The organism is Phyllobacterium sp. T2-21 (assembly GCF_055378485.1).
The window spans coordinates 1,033,545-1,054,878 of record NZ_AP027912.1 but is presented as its reverse complement, the minus strand read 5'-3'; the positions used below and the strand labels follow the sequence as shown (position 1 = coordinate 1,054,878).

Annotated in this window: 18 protein-coding genes and 1 riboswitch; of the genes, 9 read left to right on the top strand and 9 right to left on the bottom strand. The window is 57.5% G+C overall.

The window, feature by feature from the left end; translation table 11 throughout:
* Positions 1–141 precede the first annotated feature (141 nt).
* From ACZ5FP_RS05255 to ACZ5FP_RS05220, 8 genes are all read left to right on the top strand, one after another.
* Positions 142–780, top strand: a complete 639-nt coding sequence (locus tag ACZ5FP_RS05255; protein ID WP_223611997.1) for a c-type cytochrome — start codon at positions 142–144, stop codon at positions 778–780.
* 200 nt (positions 781–980) lie between these two features.
* Positions 981–2,822, top strand: coding sequence for an extracellular solute-binding protein (locus ACZ5FP_RS05250; protein ID WP_464663181.1), 1,842 nt, complete (start codon positions 981–983; stop codon positions 2,820–2,822).
* On the top strand, positions 2,822–4,696 hold the full coding sequence (locus tag ACZ5FP_RS05245; RefSeq protein WP_464663179.1) for an extracellular solute-binding protein: 1,875 nt from the start codon (positions 2,822–2,824) through the stop codon (positions 4,694–4,696). The genes ACZ5FP_RS05250 and ACZ5FP_RS05245 overlap by 1 nt, the downstream gene beginning before the upstream one ends.
* 27 nt (positions 4,697–4,723) lie before the next feature.
* Positions 4,724–5,827 carry a microcin C ABC transporter permease YejB gene (locus tag ACZ5FP_RS05240; RefSeq protein WP_464662556.1) on the top strand — a complete coding sequence of 368 codons (1,104 nt, stop codon included), beginning with the start codon at positions 4,724–4,726 and terminating at the stop codon, positions 5,825–5,827.
* On the top strand, positions 5,827–6,972 hold the full coding sequence (locus tag ACZ5FP_RS05235) for an ABC transporter permease (protein WP_464662554.1): 1,146 nt from the start codon (positions 5,827–5,829) through the stop codon (positions 6,970–6,972). Before ACZ5FP_RS05240 ends, ACZ5FP_RS05235 begins: the two co-directional genes overlap by 1 nt.
* Positions 6,969–8,600 (top strand): ABC transporter ATP-binding protein, encoded by a 1,632-nt coding sequence (locus ACZ5FP_RS05230; protein ID WP_464662553.1) that lies wholly within the window; start codon positions 6,969–6,971, stop codon positions 8,598–8,600. Before ACZ5FP_RS05235 ends, ACZ5FP_RS05230 begins: the two co-directional genes overlap by 4 nt.
* On the top strand, positions 8,597–9,553 hold the full coding sequence (locus tag ACZ5FP_RS05225) for a 2-hydroxyacid dehydrogenase (protein ID WP_464662552.1): 957 nt from the start codon (positions 8,597–8,599) through the stop codon (positions 9,551–9,553). Before ACZ5FP_RS05230 ends, ACZ5FP_RS05225 begins: the two co-directional genes overlap by 4 nt.
* A 48-nt stretch (positions 9,554–9,601) precedes the next feature.
* Positions 9,602–9,764: riboswitch (FMN riboswitch) on the top strand.
* An 81-nt stretch (positions 9,765–9,845) separates the two neighbouring features.
* Positions 9,846–10,337, top strand: a complete 492-nt coding sequence (locus ACZ5FP_RS05220; protein ID WP_464662550.1) for a 6,7-dimethyl-8-ribityllumazine synthase — start codon at positions 9,846–9,848, stop codon at positions 10,335–10,337.
* 60 nt (positions 10,338–10,397) lie between these two features.
* On the opposite strand, the gene ACZ5FP_RS05215 is transcribed toward ACZ5FP_RS05220, so the two are convergent.
* The 3 genes from ACZ5FP_RS05215 to ACZ5FP_RS05205 form a co-directional block, all read right to left on the bottom strand.
* On the bottom strand, positions 10,398–11,264 hold the full coding sequence (locus ACZ5FP_RS05215; protein WP_464663178.1) for a C40 family peptidase: 867 nt from the start codon (positions 11,262–11,264) through the stop codon (positions 10,398–10,400).
* Complete coding sequence (locus ACZ5FP_RS05210; protein ID WP_105736645.1) at positions 11,252–11,602, bottom strand: MarR family transcriptional regulator; 351 nt, start codon at positions 11,600–11,602, stop codon at positions 11,252–11,254. The genes ACZ5FP_RS05215 and ACZ5FP_RS05210 overlap by 13 nt, the downstream gene beginning before the upstream one ends.
* A gap of 155 nt (positions 11,603–11,757) precedes the next feature.
* Positions 11,758–13,131: a leucyl aminopeptidase family protein gene (locus ACZ5FP_RS05205; RefSeq protein ID WP_464662549.1), complete on the bottom strand. Its 1,374-nt coding sequence runs from the start codon at positions 13,129–13,131 to the stop codon at positions 11,758–11,760.
* A gap of 147 nt (positions 13,132–13,278) precedes the next feature.
* Here ACZ5FP_RS05205 and ACZ5FP_RS05200 point away from each other — a divergent pair, with 147 nt between their 5' ends.
* The gene (locus ACZ5FP_RS05200; protein ID WP_464663176.1) at positions 13,279–14,106 is read left to right on the top strand and encodes a tetratricopeptide repeat protein; all 828 of its coding nucleotides are present in this window, start codon (positions 13,279–13,281) and stop codon (positions 14,104–14,106) included.
* A gap of 76 nt (positions 14,107–14,182) precedes the next feature.
* Here ACZ5FP_RS05200 and ACZ5FP_RS05195 read toward each other — a convergent pair whose 3' ends face one another.
* Genes ACZ5FP_RS05195 through ACZ5FP_RS05170 form a run of 6 tightly spaced genes read right to left on the bottom strand, consistent with a single transcriptional unit; the run spans position 14,183 to position 21,318 of the window.
* Positions 14,183–15,211 (bottom strand): type II secretion system F family protein, encoded by a 1,029-nt coding sequence (locus tag ACZ5FP_RS05195; RefSeq protein WP_464662547.1) that lies wholly within the window; start codon positions 15,209–15,211, stop codon positions 14,183–14,185.
* Between the two features lie 14 nt (positions 15,212–15,225).
* Positions 15,226–16,239 carry a type II secretion system F family protein gene (locus tag ACZ5FP_RS05190; RefSeq protein ID WP_223612011.1) on the bottom strand — a complete coding sequence of 338 codons (1,014 nt, stop codon included), beginning with the start codon at positions 16,237–16,239 and terminating at the stop codon, positions 15,226–15,228.
* A gap of 27 nt (positions 16,240–16,266) precedes the next feature.
* The gene (locus ACZ5FP_RS05185; protein ID WP_403169660.1) at positions 16,267–17,745 is read right to left on the bottom strand and encodes a CpaF family protein; all 1,479 of its coding nucleotides are present in this window, start codon (positions 17,743–17,745) and stop codon (positions 16,267–16,269) included.
* Between the two features lie 18 nt (positions 17,746–17,763).
* A complete protein-coding gene (locus tag ACZ5FP_RS05180) occupies positions 17,764–19,047 on the bottom strand; it encodes an AAA family ATPase (RefSeq protein ID WP_464662545.1) in 1,284 nt (427 codons plus the stop codon).
* A 40-nt stretch (positions 19,048–19,087) separates the two neighbouring features.
* Positions 19,088–19,741 (bottom strand): CpaD family pilus assembly protein, encoded by a 654-nt coding sequence (locus ACZ5FP_RS05175; RefSeq protein WP_464662544.1) that lies wholly within the window; start codon positions 19,739–19,741, stop codon positions 19,088–19,090.
* A 41-nt stretch (positions 19,742–19,782) separates the two neighbouring features.
* Positions 19,783–21,318, bottom strand: a complete 1,536-nt coding sequence (locus tag ACZ5FP_RS05170; RefSeq protein ID WP_464662543.1) for a type II and III secretion system protein family protein — start codon at positions 21,316–21,318, stop codon at positions 19,783–19,785.
* Between the last annotated feature and the right edge of the window lie 16 nt (positions 21,319–21,334).

Sequence of the window (21,334 nt, the reverse complement as noted above, 5' to 3'; positions counted from 1 at the left end):
CAGAACTGCCCTTATATGTGTTGCAAGTCTTGAGCAAAAGACCTAGTTTCCGCGCGATCACGAGGGGACTCTCGTCAAGTTATGCAGCGGTCTGCATTGACCAGATAATGAGAACCTCCGCAAGAGGAGCAATGATCGACAATGGATTCGAGCGCATTCAACAAATATGCCATGGCGTTCCTGGCAACAGTTTTCGTTGTCATGACAGCGGGCATCCTTTCGGATTTCTTATTTGATTCCCGTGCGCCCGAAAAACCCGGCTTTATCATCCAGGCTGCAGAAGCCGGCGGTGAAGGTGAAGCCGGCGCGCCAGCCGCAGCAGCTGCGGCCGTGCCGATCGCAACCCTGCTCGCATCGGCGGACGCGACGCGCGGCGAAGCGATTTTCAAGCGCTGCCAGGCTTGCCATACCGGTGAAAAGGGCGGCGCCAACAAGGTCGGCCCGAACCTCTGGGACATCGTCGACCGTCCCATGGCGACGCATGAAGGCTTCAGCTATTCCGGCGCCATCAAGGATTTCTCCAAGGGCGGCAAGGAACTCTGGACGTTCGACCATCTCAACCACTTCCTGACGTCGCCCAAGGGCTACATCAAGGGCACGGCCATGGGCTTTGCCGGTGACAAGAAAGACAATGAACGCGCGGACCTGATCGCTTACCTGCGCACGCTCTCCGACAGTCCAAAGCCGCTTCCTGCTGCCGATGCCGCGCCAGCCGGCGGTGAAAAGCCAGCCGATGCAGCAAAGCCTGCAGATGGCGCTGCGCCGGCACCGACAAAATAAGTCAGCCGTCAATTCCAAGGGAAAGCCGGGTCCAGTGCCCGGCTTTTTTGTATCCGTCAGCCTGATCCTATCAAGACTGCGTGTTTTTTTGCCGAAGGTCTGTTCTCCGCCGCATTTTCTCTTAGACTGACCAAAAAAGAGAACCGTGGAGATCTGATTTGCAATTCCGTCCGCTCGTTGCCAGCCTCGCGCTCCTTGCCATGACAGCCGTGATCCCCCTATCGAATGCACGGGCTGCGGATGCTGAATGGCGGACGGCGGTCAGCGCTCTGGGCAAGCCGAAATACGGGCCGGGCTTCAAGCATTTTGATTTTGTGAATCCCGATGCGCCCAAAGGCGGAACCTTGAATCAAATTGCTCAAGGCTCCTTCGACAGCCTCAACCCCTTCGTCGTCCAGGGAACGTCTGCGGCGGGGCTTCCGGGCGGGACCATACTGGGTGGATATCTCTACGATACGCTTCTCAGCCGGGCGCCTGATGAGCCGGCAACAAATTACGGTCTTCTCGCAGAAGCAGTTGCTTACCCAGATGATTTTTCCTGGGTAAAGTTCCGCCTCAACCCCGCTGCAAAATGGCATGATGGACAGCCCATCACCGTCGATGACGTCATCTGGTCGTTCGATACCCTGAAAGCGCAAAGCCCGATTTACAACAAGTATTATCATGATGTGACAAAGGCCGAGAAGACCGGGGACCGAGAGGTTACCTTCACGTTTGCGAGCGGCGGGAACCGTGAGTTGCCCAGCATTGTCGGCGAGTTTCCCGTCTTGCCAAAGCACTGGTGGGAAGGCACCGATCAATCCGGAAAGAAGCGCGACATCACCAAGCCCACGACGGAAATCCCTCTGGGCTCGGCTGCCTACAAAATCGAAAGCGTCGACTTCGGCAAGACCATCGTATGGAGCCGGGTAGCCGATTACTGGGGCAAGGATCTCCCCACCAATGTCGGGCGCAACAATTTCGATCGTATTCGCTATGAATATTTCCGGGACGCAAACGCCATGTGGGAAGCCTTCAAGAAGGGGGGATTCCAGGATTACCGCGGCGAACCGAGCATCGGCCGCTGGATGCGTGGCTATGATTTCCCGGCGTTCGCCCGGGGTGATGTCGTCAAGGCCGTGTATCCACAGCGGTCGTCTGGTCGCATGCAAGGATTTCTCCTGAACACACGCCGCGACAAATTCAAGGATATCAAGGTGCGCGAAGCCTTGAATTTTGCCTTCGACTTTGAATCGATGAGCAAGAATGCATTTTTCGGTCAATACAAGCGAATAGACAGTTATTTCTCCGGCACGGAACTCGCATCGAGCGGCCTCCCGACAGGCAAAGAACTGGAGATACTTCAAGCGGTTAAAGGTGAAGTACCGGAAGGGGTTTTCAACGAGGAATTCAAGAACCCGGTTTCTGACACACCGCAGGCGCAACGCGATAATTTGCGCAAGGCCGTCACGCTTTTGCGGGAGGCCGGTTATGATCAGAAAAATGGAAAGCTCGTCAATACAGCGACCGGTCAACCTCTGACCATCGAATTTCTGGCGGACGATCCGGGCAATGAACGTACGATCGGACCGTTCATGACGAATCTGCGCAAGCTAGGCATAGATGCGCAAATACGGGCCGTCGATGCTGCCCAGTACGCGGCCAGGGTCAATGATTATGATTTTGACGTGATGGCAATCGCCGGGATCGGGCAAACGCTGTCGCCAGGCAACGAGCAACGCGATTTCTGGGGATCCAGCACGGCCGACACGCCTGGCGGGCGCAATTACATGGGTATCAAAAACCCGGCCATCGACAAGCTGATCGACAGGGTCATCTTTGCCAAGGACCGTGAAGAGCTTGTTGCCGCAACCCGTGCGCTCGACCGGGTTCTCCTGTGGAACTACTATGTTGTTCCGCAGTGGTATGATGACAGGGTCAAGATCGCCTACTGGAACAAGTTCGGCATGCCTGAAAAACAACCGGATTATATCGGTGTCGACCCGCTTTCCTGGTGGATTGACCCTGCCAAGGAACAAGTTCTGAAAGCCCACGCGCAATGATGGCCGGGCGTCTCAATCGCCGCGATCTGCTGAAATATTCCAGTGCAGCGGCTTTGTCCGCCCTCACTCCGCGTCTGGCACTGGCGGATGTGAAGACGGATGTTCCGCTGCATGGTCTTTCCGCCTTTGGCGAACTCAAATATCCGAAGGATTTCACGCATTTCGAATACACCAATCCCGATGCGCCGAAGGGTGGTACGTTCTGCTTCTCGCCGCCGACATGGTATTTCAACCAGTCAACGCAGACATTCAACACGCTGAACGGTTTCAGCGCACGCGGCGATGCACCGCCACGTGTGGAATTGTGCTTTGATTCCTTGATGACATCGGCGCTGGACGAGCCCGATTCCATTTATGGCCTGGTTGCTGAAAGCGTTACGGTTTCCCCGGACAAGCGGACATTCATTTTCAAGTTGCGCCCGCAAGCGCGTTTTCACGACGGCTCCCCCCTGACGGCTCACGATGCGGTGTTCAGCTATGAGACGCTCAAGACAAAGGGACACCCCGATCTCGTGGTGATGATGGCGGAACTCACCGAAATTGTCGCCGAAGATGACCACACATTGCGTCTGACCTTTTCCGGCAAGCATTCCGGCCGCGCCATTCTCGACATCGCAGCAGGGATACCGATCTTTTCCAAGGCGTGGTACGCCACGCGGGATTTCGGCGCATCGACGCTGGAAGCGCCTCTCGGCTCGGGAGCCTATCGCGCGGGCATGATCCTTGCCGGTCAAACGATTGAATACGAGCGCGTTGCCGATTACTGGGCAAAGGATTTGCCGGTACAACGCGGCTCCAACCATTTTGACCACATCCGCATCGAGTTCTTTCGCGACCGGCAACCGGATTTCGAATCCTTCAAGAAGGGCGATATTTACTGGCGCTCCGAATCCGTCGCGAAGACATGGGCGACCGAATACAATTTCCCGGCCATTCAGCAGAAGCGTGTCGTCAAACGCGAGTTCTACAGCGAAAAACGGCCAGTGATGCAGGCCTGGGCTCTGAATCAGCGCCGGGAACAGTTCCGCGACCCTCGGATACGCGAAGCCATCGCGTTGTGTTTTGACTTCGAATGGACCAGCAAGAACCTGTTTTACGATGTCTACAAACGCTCGCAATCGCTGTTCGAGAAATCGGAATTTCGCGCTGAAGGCAAACCCTCCGCCGAAGAGCTGGCCATTATCGAGCCGCTGCGCAACAGGCTGCCGCCGGAGATTTTCGGCGATGCGGTCCTGCAACCCGTATCGGATGGTTCGGGGCGCGACAGAAACAATCTGCGCCGTGCGGTCGAATTGATCACAGCAGCGGGCTATACGCGGCAGAACGGCAAATTCGTCGATGCCAGTGGCAGACCTCTCAATCTGGAAATGTTGATCCAGGCGGAAGTCTTCACACGCTCCTCGGCACCTTTCATCAACAATCTGAACGCCATCGGCATCAATGCCACCCTGCGACTGGTCGATCCGGCACAGTATCAGGTCAGGCTGCAGGACTTTGATTTCGATATGATGGGTGCTGCCTACTCCCTTGGTTCCACGCCGACACAGGAGAGCCTGCAGTCCATCTTTGGCTCCAAATCGGCTGCCATGCCCGGATCGACCAATTTTGCAGGCATTGCGGATCCGGTGATCGATGCGCTGATCGAGAAAGTCGGTGACGTGAAGTCACGGGCAGAACTGGTCACGATTATGCGTGTTCTGGATCGGCTCTTGCGTATAAGGCGTGACTGGATTCCAAATTGGTACAGCGCGAATCACCTCATCGCCTATTGGGATATGTTCGGCTTCAAGGAGCCCAAACCCGATTATGGCTTTCCGGTTGAAACGCTCTGGTGGCTTGACGAAGCAAAGGCAAAGGCAATTGGCAAGATTTAAAATGATATCTCCTGGAGCACCGTCTTAATGGGAGCCTATATTCTACGGCGTTTGCTTCTGATGATACCGACCCTGTTCGGAGTCCTGCTTGTCTGCTTCGTGATTGTACAGTTCGTCCCCGGCGGTCCGGTCCAGCGTATTATCGGCCAGCTCACCGGACAGGGCGGCAACGCGCTTGACCGCATTGGCGGCGGCGGTGCTGATTTTGGTCAGAGCCATGAAACGCTCGGCCTTGGTACGGCCAACTCGAAATATCGCGGCGCTCAAGGCCTCGATCCCGCTTTCATAGCCAGCCTTGAAAAGCAGTTCGGCCTGGACAAGCCGCCGCTCGAGCGGTTCCGTATCCTGGTATGGAACTATCTGCGCTTCGATTTCGGCAACAGCTATTTCCGCGATATCAGCGTGGTGCAGCTCATCAAGGAGAAACTGCCTGTCTCGATATCCCTCGGCCTGTGGATGACGCTGATATCCTATGCCATTTCCATTCCGCTCGGCATTCGCAAGGCTATCAAGGACGGTTCTGCCTTCGACGTGTGGACCAGTGCCGTTGTCGTGGTTGGCTACGCGATACCGGGATTTCTCTTCGGCATCATGCTGATCGTGTTTTTTGCCGGCGGCTCGTTCTTCGACTGGTTCCCGCTGCGCGGTTTGACGTCCAACAATTTCGCCGAGCTCTCGTTCTTCGGCAAGATCGTCGACTATGCCTGGCACATTGCCCTGCCGCTGACGGCCATGTTGCTGTCGGCCTTCGCCACGACGACCCTTCTGACCAAGAATTCGTTCCTCGATGAAATCCGCAAGCAATATGTCACCACGGCGCGGGCCAAGGGCCTGACCGAGGGCAAGATTCTCTATGGACATGTGTTCCGCAACGCCATGCTCATCGTTATTGCCGGTTTCCCCAGCGCCTTCATTTCGATCTTCTTCACCGGTCAGCTGCTGATCGAGGCGATTTTCTCGCTGGATGGACTGGGGTTGCTTGGCTATGAATCGATCATCAATCGCGACTATCCGGTGGTGATAGCCACGGTCTATATTTTCGCCCTTGTCGGCGTCGTCGTCAGTCTCCTGTCCGATCTTCTCTATACATGGATCGACCCGCGCATCGACTTCGAGCGGAGGGACGTCTGATGACCGATACAAGCATTGGCACCCAGCCTTCACCCCCCACCGTTCGGCGCCCGCGGCTGTCGCCGCTCAATGCCCGGCGCTGGCAGAACTTCAAGGCCAACCGCCGCGGCTGGTGGGCCCTGTGGCTGTTCCTGTTCCTGTTCATTGGTTCGCTGTTCGGCGAGTTCATTGCCAATGACCGGCCGATCCTTGTTTCCTACAAGGGCGAAATACTCTTTCCCGTTCTCGTCGATTATCCGGAGGAGAAGTTCAATGGCTTCTATGCGGTGACCGACTATCGCGATCCCGTGATCCAGGACGAGATCAACGCCAATGGCTGGGCCATTTGGCCGCCGATTCGCTATTCCTACCGCACCGTCAACAACGAGCTTCCCGATACGGCGCCGTCAAAACCATTCTGGCTCTATACGCCGGAGGAGCGATGTGCCCGCTATCCGCAGGGTGTGAACGACACCAACTGCACGTTCGGCAACATGAACATTCTGGGCACGGATGATCAGGCGCGCGACGTGTTTGCCCGGGCGCTCTATGGTTTCCGCATTTCCGTGCTGTTCGGACTGATCCTGACGGCAGCGTCTGCGGTTATCGGGGTGACGGCCGGCGCCATGCAGGGTTATTTCGGCGGCTGGCTCGATCTTCTGGCACAGCGCTTCATTGAAATCTGGTCTTCGGTGCCCACGCTCTACCTTCTCCTGATCATGGCTTCGATCCTGCCGCCCGGCTTCTGGATCCTGCTCTGCATCATGCTGCTGTTCTCATGGGTGCATTTTGTCGGCATCGTCCGCGCTGAATTCCTGCGGGCCCGCAATTTCGAATATGTGAATGCCGCGCGTGCACTTGGCGTGCGTGACCGGACAATCATGTTCCGTCACCTTCTGCCCAACGCCATGGTGACCACGCTCACCTTCCTGCCCTTCATCCTCAACGGATCGATCACGACGCTCACCTCGCTCGATTTCCTCGGTTTCGGCCTGCCGCCGGGCTCTGCCTCGCTCGGCGAACTGCTGGCTCAGGGCAAGAACAATCTGCAGGCGCCATGGCTTGGCCTGACCGGTTTCGTCGTCATCTCGCTGATGCTGTCGCTGCTGATCTTCGTCGGTGAGGCAACCCGTGACGCATTCGATCCGCGCAAGGCTTTCAAATGAGTGCGTCCCCCCTCCTTTCCGTCCGTGATCTCTCGGTTGCCTTTACCCAGAACGGCCGCCAGTCGATTGCCGTCGATCATGTCTCGTTCGACATCGCTCAGGGCGAGACGGTTGCGCTCGTCGGCGAATCCGGTTCCGGGAAGTCGGTCTCGGCCCTGTCGATCCTGAAGCTTCTGCCCTACCCGCCGGCCTCGCACCCCTCCGGTCAGATCCTGTTTAACGGACAGGACCTTCTGGACAGCGACGAGAACGATCTGCGGCGTGTGCGCGGCAACGACATCACCATGATCTTCCAGGAGCCGATGACCTCGCTCAATCCGCTCCATACGATCGAGAAGCAGATTGTCGAAGTCCTGAAACTGCACCAGGGCATGGCTGACAAACCGGCGAGGCAACGCACGCTTGCGCTTCTGCACGAAGTGGGCATCCGCGAGCCGGAAAAACGGCTCGATGCCTACCCGCACCAGCTCTCCGGCGGCCAGCGCCAGCGGGTGATGATTGCCATGGCGCTCGCCAACAAGCCGAAGCTGCTGATTGCCGATGAGCCGACCACCGCGCTCGATGTGACCGTGCAGGCACAGATCCTGCAACTGCTTGCCGACCTCAAAAAGGCGCAGGGCATGTCCATGCTGTTCATCACGCATGACCTCGGCATTGTCCGCAAGATTGCCGACCGCGTCTGTGTCATGACCAAGGGTAAAATCGTCGAAACCGGTCCCACCAGGCAGATTTTCGACAATCCGCAGCATGAATATACGCGCCATCTGCTTGCCGCCGAACCCAAAGGCAATCCCCCCTCCGCTGATCTGTCCGCCGCGCCCGTCATGCGCGGCGAGCAGGTGAAGGTCTGGTTCCCGATCAAGCAGGGTTTCCTGCGGCGGACCGTCGACCATGTGAAGGCCGTCGATGGCATCGATGTGACCATCCGCGCCGGACAGACGCTCGGGGTTGTCGGCGAATCCGGCTCGGGCAAAACCACGCTCGGGCTTGCGCTGTCGCGCATGATTTCCTCCCAGGGGGTCATCCGCTTCGGCGAGAAGGACATCAACCAGTTTTCATTCAAGCAGATGCGGCCGCTGCGCCGCGAGCTGCAGATCGTGTTTCAGGACCCGTTCGGCTCGCTGTCGCCGCGCATGTCAATCGCCGATATCGTGGCCGAGGGCCTTGCCGTGCACGAGCCGAAACTGTCGGTGGACGAGCGGGATGCACGCGTCGTTGCCGCACTCAAGGAGGTCAATCTCGATCCGGAAAACCGCTTCCGCTATCCGCATGAATTTTCCGGCGGCCAGCGCCAGCGCATTGCCATTGCCCGGGCCATGGTGCTCAACCCGCGCTTCGTCATGCTGGACGAGCCGACCTCGGCGCTCGACATGAGCGTGCAGGCACAGGTGGTCGACCTCTTGCGCGGATTGCAGCAAAAGCACAATCTGGCCTATCTTTTCATCAGCCACGATCTCAAGGTGGTGAAAGCGCTGGCCAATGACGTGCTTGTCATGCGCAATGGCAAAGCGGTTGAATATGGCCCGTCGGAGGAAATCTTCGCCAATCCGAAGAGCGATTATACAAAAGCACTGATGGCAGCGGCCTTCAGGATAGAAACGGCGGAACAGGGAGCAGTAAGCGAATGACCGGGACAAGCGACACGATTTTTCTGGCTGTAACGGGATGGGACCCGGAGGTCTGGCTATCGGAGTTTGCCAAGAACGCCCCGCAGCGCAAACTTGTCCTGAACACCTATACGGACAAGGAAAAGGTTCGCTACGCACTGGTCTGGAAACAGCGCCCCGGTTCCCTCGCGGACCTGCCGAACCTCGAAGTCATTTTCTCATTGGGCGCCGGTGTGGATCACGTCTTCCATGATGACAGGATTCCCGATGTGCCCATCGTGCGCATCGTATCCCCTGATCTGACGATGCGGATGACGGAATATGTGGTCTGGCAGGTGCTGGATCACCACCGCCTCGGCCTGCGCTACCGGCAGCAGCAGGCAGGCAAGGTCTGGCATGAGGACCGGCGCCAGCCGGCGGCGCATGAGGTCAATGTCGGCATTCTCGGCATGGGCGTGCTTGGCCGTGATGCCGCCTTGAAGCTGCGAATGCTGGGATTCAAGGTCAGCGGCTGGAGCCGCCGTCCCCAGAGCGTCGAAGGCGTGACCAGCCATTTTGGCAATGATGGCCTGAAGGATTTCCTGAAGGATGCGGATATCATCGTTTCGTTGCTGCCGCTGACACCGGAGACCAAGGGTATCCTGTCGATGAGCCTTTTTGCCCAGATGAAGGCGGACGGGCCGCTCGGCGCGCCGATTCTCATCAATGCCGGTCGCGGCGGGCTGCAGAACGAGGCGGATATCCTGGCCGCGCTGGAACGCGGCATGTTGTCGGCTGTCACGCTTGATGTGTTCAACAGGGAACCCCTGCCGAAAGACAGCCCGTTATGGACGCATCCGCAGGTCATCATCACCCCGCATGCGGCCGCAAGCTCCAGCCCGTCGGCGCTGGTTCCGGAGATTGTCGCCCAGATCGAATCCTTCGAGCGCGGCGAGCCGCTTAAAAATATTGTCGACCGGAAAGCCCAGTATTAGAAAAATTTGGCTTTGACAGCCCAGAACCTTCGGATAGATTGCCCGCGCAAGTGTTCTCAGGGCGGGGTGCAATTCCCCACCGGCGGTAATCACTGGGTGTCGAAAGATGTCAGGTGCGAGCCCGCGAGCGCTTTCCGGTTTGCCGGAAAGGACAGCAGATTTCGGTGCAATTCCGAAGCCGACGGTATAGTCCGGATGAAAGAGAACAACTGAAAGCAAGGGCTGCCTTTCCGGCAGTCCCTGACCGTTTTTGGTTGTGCCCTGATTCACGTCAACTCTTGAGGAGACCGACATGGATCAGTTCCAGAATAACAATACCCCACATTTCGCCCCGCGCATCGCCTTCATCCAGGCGCGATGGCATACGGAAATCGTTGACCAGTGCCGTATCGGCTTTGAAGGCGAACTCAAAAGCCAGGGTGTCACCGCCGGACGGTTTGACGTCTATGACGTGCCGGGATCGTTCGACATTCCCCTGCTGGCCAAAAAGCTTGCCGAGACTGGCCAGTACGACGCGATTGTCGCAACAGGTCTCGTCGTCGATGGCGGCATTTACCGGCACGATTTCGTCGCCGGAACTGTGGTCAATGCGCTTCTCACCGCCCAGATGGAGACCGGTGTTCCCATGCTGTCAGCCGTGCTGACACCGCATCATTTCCAGGAAACCGCCCAGCATATCGACTTCTTCACCGGGCATTTCCTGATCAAGGGACAGGAAGCGGCGCGCGCCTGCCTGCAGATCATCCGCACATTCCAGCAGGTGGCTGAGCTATCGGCGGCTTGAATCTAAACAAGCAAAGCAAATGATAAGCCCTCTGTTCCATCGAACAGAGGGCTTATTTGACTAGAGCCGCCGTACCGCTGTCGGCTTGCCATAGAGATAGGCAATGCGTTCGATGGCATCGTGCAGAGGCTCAAGTGTCACGCTCATCGTATGACCGCTTGCGTGCAGCAGCATGGAATGGCTGGCCATCATCGCGGCATGGCCCTTCCAGAAAACAAAATCACCGCGCTTCAGATTGTTGTACTTTGCATCCGGCTCGATCGCATCGCCGATCGTATCAGCCTGCATGTCGGAATCGCGCAAGACGGACTGACCGGTCATCAGCAGCGACAACTGGACCAGACCGGAGCAATCAATTCCGAAACCGGACACGCCGCCCCATAGATAAGGCGTGTGCATCAGGGTCTCGGCAACCGCCACGTGATCGTCGGTGACTTCATCGATCGGAACGAGATGCTTGGCAATGACGGCCTCGCCGCTTGGCAGGATGCCGTAGAGCGTACCGCGGCGTTCCTCGCCGCCCTTTATCGTGACAAGCGATCCCATGGACAGTGCATTGGTTGGCGGGAACTTCAGGTCAGATCCCGGATAGACAAACGTGCGCGGCGCGATGACGATATGCGTCGGCTCGTCATAGCGCTTGTCCAGCGCCGTATCGACGACATAGCCGACATATCCGTCCCGCTCGTTCTGCACCCAGCACCAGCCATTGCTGTCTTCGAACACCAGAACGTCATCGCCGAACAGGAACTGTGTGGTTACACCGGCATCGCCGCGCGCTTCGCCGCGCACATCAACGACCGGATCGGCAATGCGCATGGGTTTGCCTTCCACGAAGTGCTCCGCCTCTACCTGCCCACGCAGGCTTTCGTCTGCCAGATCGGGGCGGAACGCGTTCAACCGTTTATCCAATGTCACAGGGGTAATCCTCTTGCCTTGGCGATGACGAGATCGCCGAGCTTTTCAACATAGAGCGCACCTTTTACCGTTCTCTTGACGAGAACGTTGCGCTTGTCTTTTTCATCACGATGCCGGTCCACCAATCCATAACCACCCATTGTATCCAGCGCGCGGGTAATCACCGGCTTTGTCACCTTCAGCTTGGCAGCCATACCACGAATCGTGTGCGGTGGCGGCTCCAGATAAACCGTCAGCAGCACCGCCAATTGCCGCATCGTCAGGTCATGCGCATCATCCCGCACTTCGGAGACGGCAATTTCCTTCCACAATGTCAGCGCCTGAAACGGCTTCAACTCAATCTGCATGAACGGCTTCCGAGATCATTTCGGTTCCGTATCATTTTATTCCTCGCGGTGCGAAGTGCAAGCGGTCATAGTCGGTCGGCGGCTTCTTAGCCGGGCGCAGGTGCATCCGACAGCATTCGAGAATTTGCCGCCGGACACAGACTGACGAATCTCCGTTATTTCCCAGCCGGAAAACGCGTCTTCAACACATGGTAAAGCGCCCTGATGGCCTGCGCTTCCCCACCAACGGGAGAATGCGGCTTCTCCACCGGGTTCCAGCCATAGATATCGAAATGCCCCCAGATTCTGGTCTTCTCGACAAAGCGCTTCAGGAACAGTGCCGCTGTCACCGATCCGGCAAAACCATCGGTCGTCACATTGTTGATGTCGGCCACGCGGGATGAAAGCCTTGCTTCGTAGGGCTGCCACAACGGCATGCGCCAGACCGGATCGGCCACGGCTTCGGACGCCTTGGCCACATCGGCCGCAAAGCTCTCATCGGTCGCATAAAAGGGCGGCACATCCGGACCAAGCGCAACACGCGCTGCGCCCGTCAGTGTCGCCATGTCGATCAGGATTTCCGGCTCTTCCTCATCGGCCAATGCCAGCGCATCGGCGAGGACGAGGCGTCCCTCCGCATCGGTATTGCCAATCTCGACGGTGATGCCCTTGCGGCTCGTCAGAATATCGCTCGGACGGAAAGCATTGGCCGAGATGGAGTTCTCCACCGCGGGAATGAGGACGCGCAAGCGGACCGGCAGTTTCGCATCCATGATGATGCTCGCAAGGGCCAAAACGTTGGCGGCACCGCCCATGTCCTTCTTCATCAGAAGCATGCTGCTGGCGGGCTTGATATCAAGACCGCCGGTATCGAAGCAGACGCCCTTGCCCACCAGGGTTACCTTCGGAGCATCCTTCTTGCCCCACTCCAGATCGATCAGCCTCGGCTCCTCGCTACCGGCACGGCCGACAGCATGGATCATCGGAAAATTCTTCTTGAGCAGCGCATCGCCCTTAATCACGGTGACAGATGCCTTGTGCTCATCGCCCACCTTGCGCACAGCGGCTTCCAGCGCCTCCGGGCCCATATCATTGGTCGGCGTATTGATGAGGTCACGCGCGAGCGTCACCGCCCTCGCCTGCCGCTTCACATCGGCCTTGTCAGCGCCTTCCGGCAGCATCAGCGCAACGTCCGCATCATCCTTCTTCGTGTACCGGGTGAACTTGTAACCACCGAGCAGGAAGCCGAGAGCCGCCAGATCGGGCGCGCTGACAGGGCCTGCCAGATGCCAGGCGCCCTTCGGCAAAGCCTGCGCGAGTTTGCCTGCTGCCAGAGGATTGTCATCCTTGCCGGTCCCAAGCAATGCGCCGGCGATCTGGCCGTTTTCGCCGGGAACAATGAGCAGCCGGCCGGCCTGCCCTTCGAACCCGTTTGCCCTGGCCCAGGCAAGTGCTGCCGGATCAAGTCCAAGCGCTTCCAGCCCGCCCTTCGCCACGAACCAGACAGGCTTGCTATCCGATGATTTTTGTTTGGTGATTTCGGCAGGCATGATCGTTTGCTCCTGGTGTCAATTTTCTGCTTTTGCGCCGGCAAAGGCGGTGTCATTAACGGTCCGTTAGGGTTAACAGAATATTTCTTTCACATGGGATTGGTTAACGCACCAATGGATGTGCGCTGGGATCTGACGGGGCAAACTATGACAAGCGCAGGGATTATTCAACGCAACCGCCGGCTCATTTTTTCCGTAACCGTGGCTGCCCTTGCAATGAGCATTTCCGGTTGCGCCACCACCGACAAGACAACCACCGGCTCCATCTCACCAGCAGCATCGACAGCAAGTCCCACGGGCAGTTTTGATCATATGAACGCGCAGCAGCTTGCGCAGGCCTCAACCAGCCTGGGAGCGCGGTATCAGAGCAACCCGAAAGACAAAGCTACAGCCATGAATTTTGCTGCGGTGCTGCGCATGATGGGGCGAAACGATCAGGCGCTTGCAGTCATGCGCAGCCTTGCTATCGCCTATCCGAAGGACCGCGAGGTTCTGGCCGCTTACGGCAAGGCATTGGCAAGCAGTGGTGAATTCGAAGCGGCGCTTGACGCAGTTCGCCGCGCCCAGACGCCTGAATATCCGGATTGGAAACTGCTTTCCGCTGAAGCTGCGATCCTCGACCAGCTCGGCAAAACCAGCGAAGCCCGTGACATCTACAAGCGGGCCATGGACCTCAATCCGAACGAGGCGTCGCTGCTTTCCAATCTCGGGATGTCGTATGTGTTGTCAGGCGAATTGAATACAGCCGAAACCTACATGCGCAGAGCGGTCAACGCACAGGGTGCCGACAGCCGCGTCCGGCAGAATCTGGCGCTCGTGGTCGGACTTCAGGGACGGTTTCCCGAAGCGGAAACGATTGCGAAGCAGGAGCTTTCGCCGCAACAGGCGGAAGCCAACGTCAAATATCTGCGGTCCATGCTCGCCCAGCAGAACTCCTGGACGATGCTGAAAGACAAGAAGAAGCCCAACAGCTGACAAAGCAGGAAAACGGCCGCTCGGATCAGACGGCCTTTTCTCTCGGGCTGCGGGCAGGCCTCAATCTTATTTGATCTTATTTAAGGGCCGTCCCGAAGAGCCCGCCCTGCGCCGAGACCTGGATCACAGCGGGCCCGAGAATAACGGCAAAAAGCACGGGCAAGAGAAACAGGATCATTGGAACCGTCAGTTTGGGCGGCAGGGCTGCTGCCTTCTTTTCCGCCGCGTTCAGCCGGGCTTCGCGGCTTTCGTCAGACAAGACACGCAATGCGCCACCAATGGACGTACCATAGCGCTCCGACTGCGTCAGTGCCTGAACCACGGCCTTGACCGACTCAAGCCCCGTCCGCATGGCAAGGTTTTCGTAGGCCTGCCGCCGCTCGGGCAGGAAGGATAATTCGGCGTTCGTCAGGACGAACTCTTCCGCCAGGGCGGTCGACTGGACTCCGATCTCCTCGGAGACTTTCTTGAAGGCAGCTTCGATGGACATCCCGGATTCAACGCAGATCAGCATGAGATCGAGCGAGTCCGGCCACGCCATCTGGATCGAGTGTTTGCGCTTGCTGCCTGCATTGCTCACATAAAGATTGGGCGCGTAAAAGCCGGCATAGCCGCCGATGAGACAGACGAGTATTCGGACCATTGTCGGGTATTGGATCAGGCCATTCATGCCGAACACCCAAAAGGCAGTCAGGCTGAGTGTCAGGAATGGTAGACCGAAGCGCGCCGCCAAGAACAGATTCAAAGCATTCTGTCCGCGAAACCCGGCCGTTCGCAGGGATGCCAGCGTTTTTTCATCGGCAAGCGCCCGTTGTAGGTCCAGCTTTTCCACGAACTGGCGAACACCCTGCCTCTGTACCATGCGCAGGCTACCCTGCGACGCGGCCTTGTGGCGGCTGATACTTTCCGTGGCAAGGCGGGTTCGATCCTTGGCGCGCAGCTGGTCACGCTCCAGTGCGACGGATTTCATCCGCGTCTTCAACACGGAAGTGCGAAGCTTTGGCAGGAAAACCGTTACCACCGTTGCAAAGGCTGAGATTGCAACAAGGACGGTCCGGACCGTATCCGGATTGTCCTGCACGGCTTTGAAGAGGGAAGAGAACACCGCGCTTACTCCGCTCAGAACTTAAAGTTGATCATTTTGCGCATCACGGCGATGCCAATGGACATCCATATCCCGGCACATATTATGATCATGTTGCCCATATCGGTTGTGAACAGAACCATGATGTAGTGAGGACTGGACAAGTAGACGAGGCATGCAACCACGAAAGGCAAGGCGCCGATGATATAGGCGGACGCTTTGGCTTCCATCGACAGGGCCTGAACCTTTGCCTTCATTTTCTTGCGATCCCGCAGCACTCTGGAAAGATTGCCAAGTGCTTCCGACAAGTTACCGCCTGCCTGCGATTGAATCTGAATGACGATGCCGAAGAAGCTCGCTTCCGGACAAGGCATGTATTCCGACATCCGCATGGCCGCCTCCGGAATACTCACCCCAACCTGTTGCATATCCACAATCCGGCGAAACTCGGTGCGAACCGGTTCATGGGCTTCCTGCGCGATCAATCGAATACCGTCATTGAGTGGCAGGCCGGATCGAATGGCGCGAACAATGACATCGATGGAATTGGGAAATTCATGCAGGAAAGCCGCCACGCGCCGCCGCCGCCTGAAATAGACGAATGCGCGCGGCAACCCCAAGGCACCGATCAGGAAAAAGCCTGGCGCCAGATAAAGCGGGGCGCCGAAGAAGGTGCGGAGCACAACCAGCAACAGCCCGACGATGCCCGAATAGATGTAGAACCGCTTTACGGTCACCTTCATGCCCGCTTGTTGCAGCAGCATTTTCAGCGGCGGAGACTTGATGTTCTTGTCACGCAGTTTCTGCCGCTGGTCGATATCGTTCAGCGTGTCCTGTACCGACTTGCGGCGCCTTGTTGCTTCAACCTGCTTGTCCCTGGCTGTTGATTTGCTCAAACCGTCGATCGCGGCCAGCTTGACCGATTTCAGCCGTTCATCCGACTTTTTCTGCTGTTCAATGTTGTCGAAAACGAAGAAATAGGCGAGCGCCGCAACCGCAGTCGTTGCGAGCAACACGAAGGTGAGTTGTTCAAGATCAAGCCCGAACATGATGGGTCTCCCGCCGTGCGGTGTGCATCATGATTGCAATTCCATTGTATCGATGGCTTTGGCGAGCCTGTGCTCCTCATTGTAGTAACGGGCACGATCCCAGAATTTCGGCCGGCTTATGCCGGTCGAGACATGTTTTCCAATAAGCCGGCCATTCGCATCTTCGCCCTCGATATCGTAAAGCATGAGGTCCTGCGTGATGATGACATCCCCTTCCATGCCGACAACTTCGGTCACATGCGTGATGCGGCGCGAACCGTCACGCAGACGGGCGGCCTGAATGATGACATCGACAGAACCGACAATGATCTCCCGCACCGTGCGCTGAGGCAGGGCAAATCCGCCCATGGCGATCATGGATTCCATGCGGTTGAGGCATTCCCGCGGGCTGTTGGCGTGGATGGTGCCCATCGACCCGTCATGACCGGTGTTCATGGCCGACAGAAGGTCGAACACCTCCGGTCCGCGGACTTCACCGACGATGATCCGTTCAGGACGCATGCGCAGGCAATTCTTGACCAGGTCACGCATGGTGATCTCACCTTCCCCCTCCAGATTGGCAGGGCGCGTTTCAAGGCGCACCACATGCGGCTGCTGGAGCTGAAGTTCGGCCGAATCCTCGCAGGTAATAATACGCTCATCCCGGTCGATATAATTCGTCAGGCAGTTCAAAAGCGTGGTCTTGCCCGAGCCCGTGCCGCCGGAAATAACAATATTGCAGCGCACACGTCCGATAATCTGAAGCAGTTCGGCACCGGGTGGCGAGATCGCTCCCAGGCGCACCAACTGATCAAGGGTCAGTTTGTCTTTCTTGAACTTGCGGATTGTGAGAACCGGCCCATCGAGCGCAAGGGGCGGTGCAATGACATTCACACGCGAGCCATCCGGAAGACGCGCATCGCATATGGGGCTGGATTCATCGACGCGGCGGCCAACCTGGCTGACAATGCGTTGGCAGATGTTCAGCAGTTGCTGGTTGTCGCGAAAGCGGACCCCCGATTCCTGGACCTTACCAAGGACTTCAATGTAGGTTTTGCGTGCCCCGTTGACCATGATATCGGCGATATCGTCACGGGCAAGCAAGGGCTCCAGCGGACCATAACCGAGCACATCATTGCAGATATCGTCGAGCAATTCTTCCTGCTCGGCAATTGACATCGCAAAATTCTTGATGGCGATAATATCGTTGACGATATCGCGAATTTCCTCACGCGCCACATCCGGATCGAGTTTGGACAGCTGGGAGAGATCGATCGTATCGATCAGGGCCGTAAAAACCTGCGATTTTGTATCGTAGTAGCTCTCGTTCTTTTCGCGCTGCGGTGCGACCGGCTTTGGCGGCTGCTCGACAACCGCCAAACGCTTTACCTCAGCAATATCCCGAGGGAGCTTTGCCGGTTCCGCGGCGAGCGAGGCATGATTCGTGGGCAACGCCGTCTCAAGCGCAAGCGCCCGGAACTCCTGGACCGGGCGGCCTTCCCCCGTACTTCCGCGTTTGCCGAACATGGGTCTATTCCTTCAGTCTCATTTCTTGCGCTTCAGCTTGGACAAGACCGTGGAAAGCACCGGCTTCTTCTTGGCCTTCAGCTCCAGCCGTCCCGTCAGGATGTGGGCAATCTCATTGATGTTCTGGACAATTGCATTGGAGGAATCGGTCTCGGCAAGCATCCGCCCATTGTTTGACGCGTTCCCGAACAATGCGGGTTCAAAAGGGATCACGCCGATCGGCGCAATCCCCAGCGGGCTGCAGAAATCTGCCGGTGCGATCTCCGGCCGTTTGGGAATGCCGACCTGATTGAGAATGAGGCGCGGCGGCCCGTCATTGGGGCGAAGCTGTTTCAACGTGTCCAGCAGGTTCTTCGTGTTGCGCAAATTGGCCAGTTCCGGCGATGCTACAATCACGATCTCGTCCGCACGCGCCAGGGTTGTGCGGGTCCAGCCGTTCCACGTGTGCGGAATATCCAGAATCACGTGCGGAACGGACCTTTGGGCCACATCAATCAGATGGGCAAAGGAATCCTCGCGGAAATCGAAGACGCGGTCGAGGGTCGACGGCGCTGCGAGCAGTGACAGGTTTTCGGCGCATTGCGCCAGGAGCCGGTCGAGGTAAACATCATCGATGCGTTCGGGCGAGAATACTGCTTCCGCCATGCCTTGCGGCGGGTCCTGGTCAAAATTGATGTTGGCGGTGCCGTAAGGCAGATCCATATCGGCGATGACCACCTCGTTCTTGAACAGCGAGGAGATGCACCATGCGATATTATGCGCCATTGTCGAGGCGCCGACACCGCCCTTGGCGCCGATGAATGCGATGGAGCTTCCCAGCGGCTTTGCGTCGGGATCAACAAAGAGACCGCCAATCACACCAATGATATCGGCCAGATTGACCGGCGCGACCATATATTCAGAAATGCCATTGCGGATCAGCTCGCGGTAAAGCCAAACATCGTTGTAATGTCCGATGATCACCACTTTGGTGCTGGGATCGCAAACCTCCGACAGGGCGGCGAGTTGTTCCAGCATGTCACGCGGGGCAGCCGATGATTCCAGAACGATCAGATTGGGTGTTGGCACGGTCTGAAAGAGTTCGACAGCCGTCGCTGTTCCGCCCATGTGAAGTTGTGCGTGGGTCTTCGCCATGCGGCGATCTTCGCTTGCACGCAATATCTGCTGCGCAACAGCGTCGCTTTCGCAAAATGCCTGTATCGAGATCCGGGGAATTGGCCGGAAGGCGTGCAGCCCCGTACCAGCCGGCCGGCCCTCGGCATCCCCGAATTGATTGTCTGTTTCAAAGGCCAGTTGGCTCATTTTAGCATTCCGCGTTTTGTCGAAAGGTCTCTTTCAGCAATTAGTACTGGACTTCCTGCGTGACGATCGGGGGCGGCTGTGTGGCATTTCTGTACGCATCGATAACCTTGCCGCGACGCTCTGCATCGATTGTCGTCGACGCCCTTGGCCCGAGAAGATCCGCCGGATTGGCTATCTGCGCCGCCAAATTGTTCTGGCTGGCACAGCCAAAGTTCGCATAATGCTTGTTATCCGCTGTTTCGAGGAGATCCTTGGGCCATTGACCGCAAGGTCCGGTCGAGGCCGTCATTGCCGAATAGGATAGGCGGATCGGCGCAGAATCAGCCGGGTCAGCCCGATACCGCTCGCTGGAAATATTGAACGGCTTTACCCCGCTCCTGCGCAACACAGCGACGATGTCATCGCGCAGGCGGCTCGCCGCGCGCTCGTTCGGCGTACCCGACGGCAGAAGTATGTGAATGACGCCCGAACCGTTGGCGTGATAATTGGTCAGAACATTCTGAACGATGCTGCGTTGGGTGATCGACAGCCTGTTGTCGGCATGACCGACCGGAATATCGGCAACCTGCTCTTTTTCGGAGATGACAATGGGATGATTGGTCCGGTAATCATCCGGGATGCTGCCGACGGTCGTACCGCGATCCGCACAGCCCGCAAGCAGAGCAACAGTGAGAAGCGCAAGCACCGGTTTCATCGGTTTCAATTTCCTCAGGGCTGACATGGCAGGGTCCTTGCTCATTTGTAGATGTATCCGACAACACCCTCATACCGGCCGGTGGGCGGGGTGGCAGCTTTTGTCCCATAGACCCGGTTGACTTTTCCGAGGAACATCCCGGCCGCATCGCTGGCAAGATTGAGATTATCGTCGGGCCGGGCAAGGGCGCTACGGGCAACCGGCCGCACCAGATAGGGTGTGACGATGATCACAAGCTCGGTCTCGTTGCGCACGAATTCGCGGCTGCGGAACAGCGTGCCAAGGACAGGTATTTTGGAGAGCCCGGGAAGACCGGAAATAGCCTGTCTCGCATCATCCCGCATCAAGCCGGCAATCATCATGGATCCGCCGGAGGGAAGCTCCACGGTCGTGTCAGCCAGGCGTTTACGGATGGAAATAACGTTGGTCGAAGGCCTCGTCTGACCGATACTCAGAGAAACCGACCCTTCCATGGTTGGTTCTGATACGGACGTACGCACTTTGAGACTGATACGCCCCGGAGAAAGAACCACGGGCACGAATTCAAGGCCGATGCCGTAATCGATCTTTCCAATATTGTAGGTGATTTTTCCCTTATCATCGACATCGGAGCCATTGATCATGTTATATTCGCCGCCCACGCGGAACGTGGCTTTTTCACCCGAAATCGCCGTCAGCGTCGGTTCGGCCAGGGTTTTCATCACACCGGCCAGTTCCATGGCGTTGATATAGGAGTCGATCGTCGCACTGCCGATCGATATGGGAATGCTTGCGCCGGAACTGCTCAGCCCCTTCCCGACAAGGGAAGCCAAATTCTCAGAGCCGAACAGAATGCCGTCGGATTTCGTGGATCCGACCATGTTGACGCCCAGCTGCTTCATTACGGAACGGCTGACTTCCGCTACAGTGACCTTGAGCGTCACCTGATCTTCACCGGCAATCTGGATAAGGTTGACGATCTTGCTCTTCTGTCGCGCTTCGTTCTGGTCACCAATGATAACGCTGCTACTGCCATTGCCGCCGGCAGTGGCGGTCTGTTGATACTGGCCGGTGGTGGCTTCACCGCCGGTGACCAACAGGGTTGCCAGATCCGTGGCCCGCTTGGCGTCAAGCGGTGTCTGCACCGTGCCTGTCAGGATGACGTTGTCATTCAAGAGTTCGACCTTGATATCGGAATCCGGAATATACTTCTTGAGACTGCCCTCGAGCCCGGCAACATCGCGCTCGATGACCAGATCGAAACTGGCCAGCTGTTCGCCATTCGGTCCAAAAACGAAAACATTGGTCTGGCCGACCTGTTTTCCGAATAGATAGATGCGGCGGGCCGTGCGGGTCACGGCATCAGCCACCGTCGGATTGGCGACAAGGATGTCGTAGGCGTCTGCCGGAAGATCGACCACCAATGACTTGTTGAGCGCAAGACTGATCCGCTTTGGCGCGCCTTGCCCCTGATTCAACTTGACCACATTGCTCTGCGCCACGGCGGCCGTCTGGATCGGCAAGGGAGCGATGCAGCAGCCGACAGCGACAAGTCCGGCTTTCCAAAACCGGTGCGCGCGACTACCAGATCTACCCATTCTGAAAATTGCTCCG

Bases quoted from the DNA above. Each gene is read 5' to 3' on its own strand.
- ACZ5FP_RS05255 (WP_223611997.1), top strand. From the start codon at position 142: ATGGATTCGAGCGCATTCAACAAATATGCCATGGCGTTCCTGGCAACA.
- ACZ5FP_RS05250 (WP_464663181.1), top strand. From the start codon at position 981: ATGACAGCCGTGATCCCCCTATCGAATGCACGGGCTGCGGATGCTGAA.
- ACZ5FP_RS05245 (WP_464663179.1), top strand. From the start codon at position 2,822: ATGGCCGGGCGTCTCAATCGCCGCGATCTGCTGAAATATTCCAGTGCA.
- ACZ5FP_RS05240 (WP_464662556.1), top strand. From the start codon at position 4,724: ATGGGAGCCTATATTCTACGGCGTTTGCTTCTGATGATACCGACCCTG.
- ACZ5FP_RS05235 (WP_464662554.1), top strand. From the start codon at position 5,827: ATGACCGATACAAGCATTGGCACCCAGCCTTCACCCCCCACCGTTCGG.
- ACZ5FP_RS05230 (WP_464662553.1), top strand. From the start codon at position 6,969: ATGAGTGCGTCCCCCCTCCTTTCCGTCCGTGATCTCTCGGTTGCCTTT.
- ACZ5FP_RS05225 (WP_464662552.1), top strand. From the start codon at position 8,597: ATGACCGGGACAAGCGACACGATTTTTCTGGCTGTAACGGGATGGGAC.
- ACZ5FP_RS05220 (WP_464662550.1), top strand. From the start codon at position 9,846: ATGGATCAGTTCCAGAATAACAATACCCCACATTTCGCCCCGCGCATC.
- ACZ5FP_RS05210 (WP_105736645.1), bottom strand. From the start codon at position 11,602: ATGCAGATTGAGTTGAAGCCGTTTCAGGCGCTGACATTGTGGAAGGAA.
- ACZ5FP_RS05205 (WP_464662549.1), bottom strand. From the start codon at position 13,131: ATGCCTGCCGAAATCACCAAACAAAAATCATCGGATAGCAAGCCTGTC.
- ACZ5FP_RS05200 (WP_464663176.1), top strand. From the start codon at position 13,279: ATGACAAGCGCAGGGATTATTCAACGCAACCGCCGGCTCATTTTTTCC.
- ACZ5FP_RS05190 (WP_223612011.1), bottom strand. From the start codon at position 16,239: ATGTTCGGGCTTGATCTTGAACAACTCACCTTCGTGTTGCTCGCAACG.
- ACZ5FP_RS05185 (WP_403169660.1), bottom strand. From the start codon at position 17,745: ATGTTCGGCAAACGCGGAAGTACGGGGGAAGGCCGCCCGGTCCAGGAG.
- ACZ5FP_RS05180 (WP_464662545.1), bottom strand. From the start codon at position 19,047: ATGAGCCAACTGGCCTTTGAAACAGACAATCAATTCGGGGATGCCGAG.
- ACZ5FP_RS05175 (WP_464662544.1), bottom strand. From the start codon at position 19,741: ATGAAACCGGTGCTTGCGCTTCTCACTGTTGCTCTGCTTGCGGGCTGT.
- ACZ5FP_RS05170 (WP_464662543.1), bottom strand. From the start codon at position 21,318: ATGGGTAGATCTGGTAGTCGCGCGCACCGGTTTTGGAAAGCCGGACTT.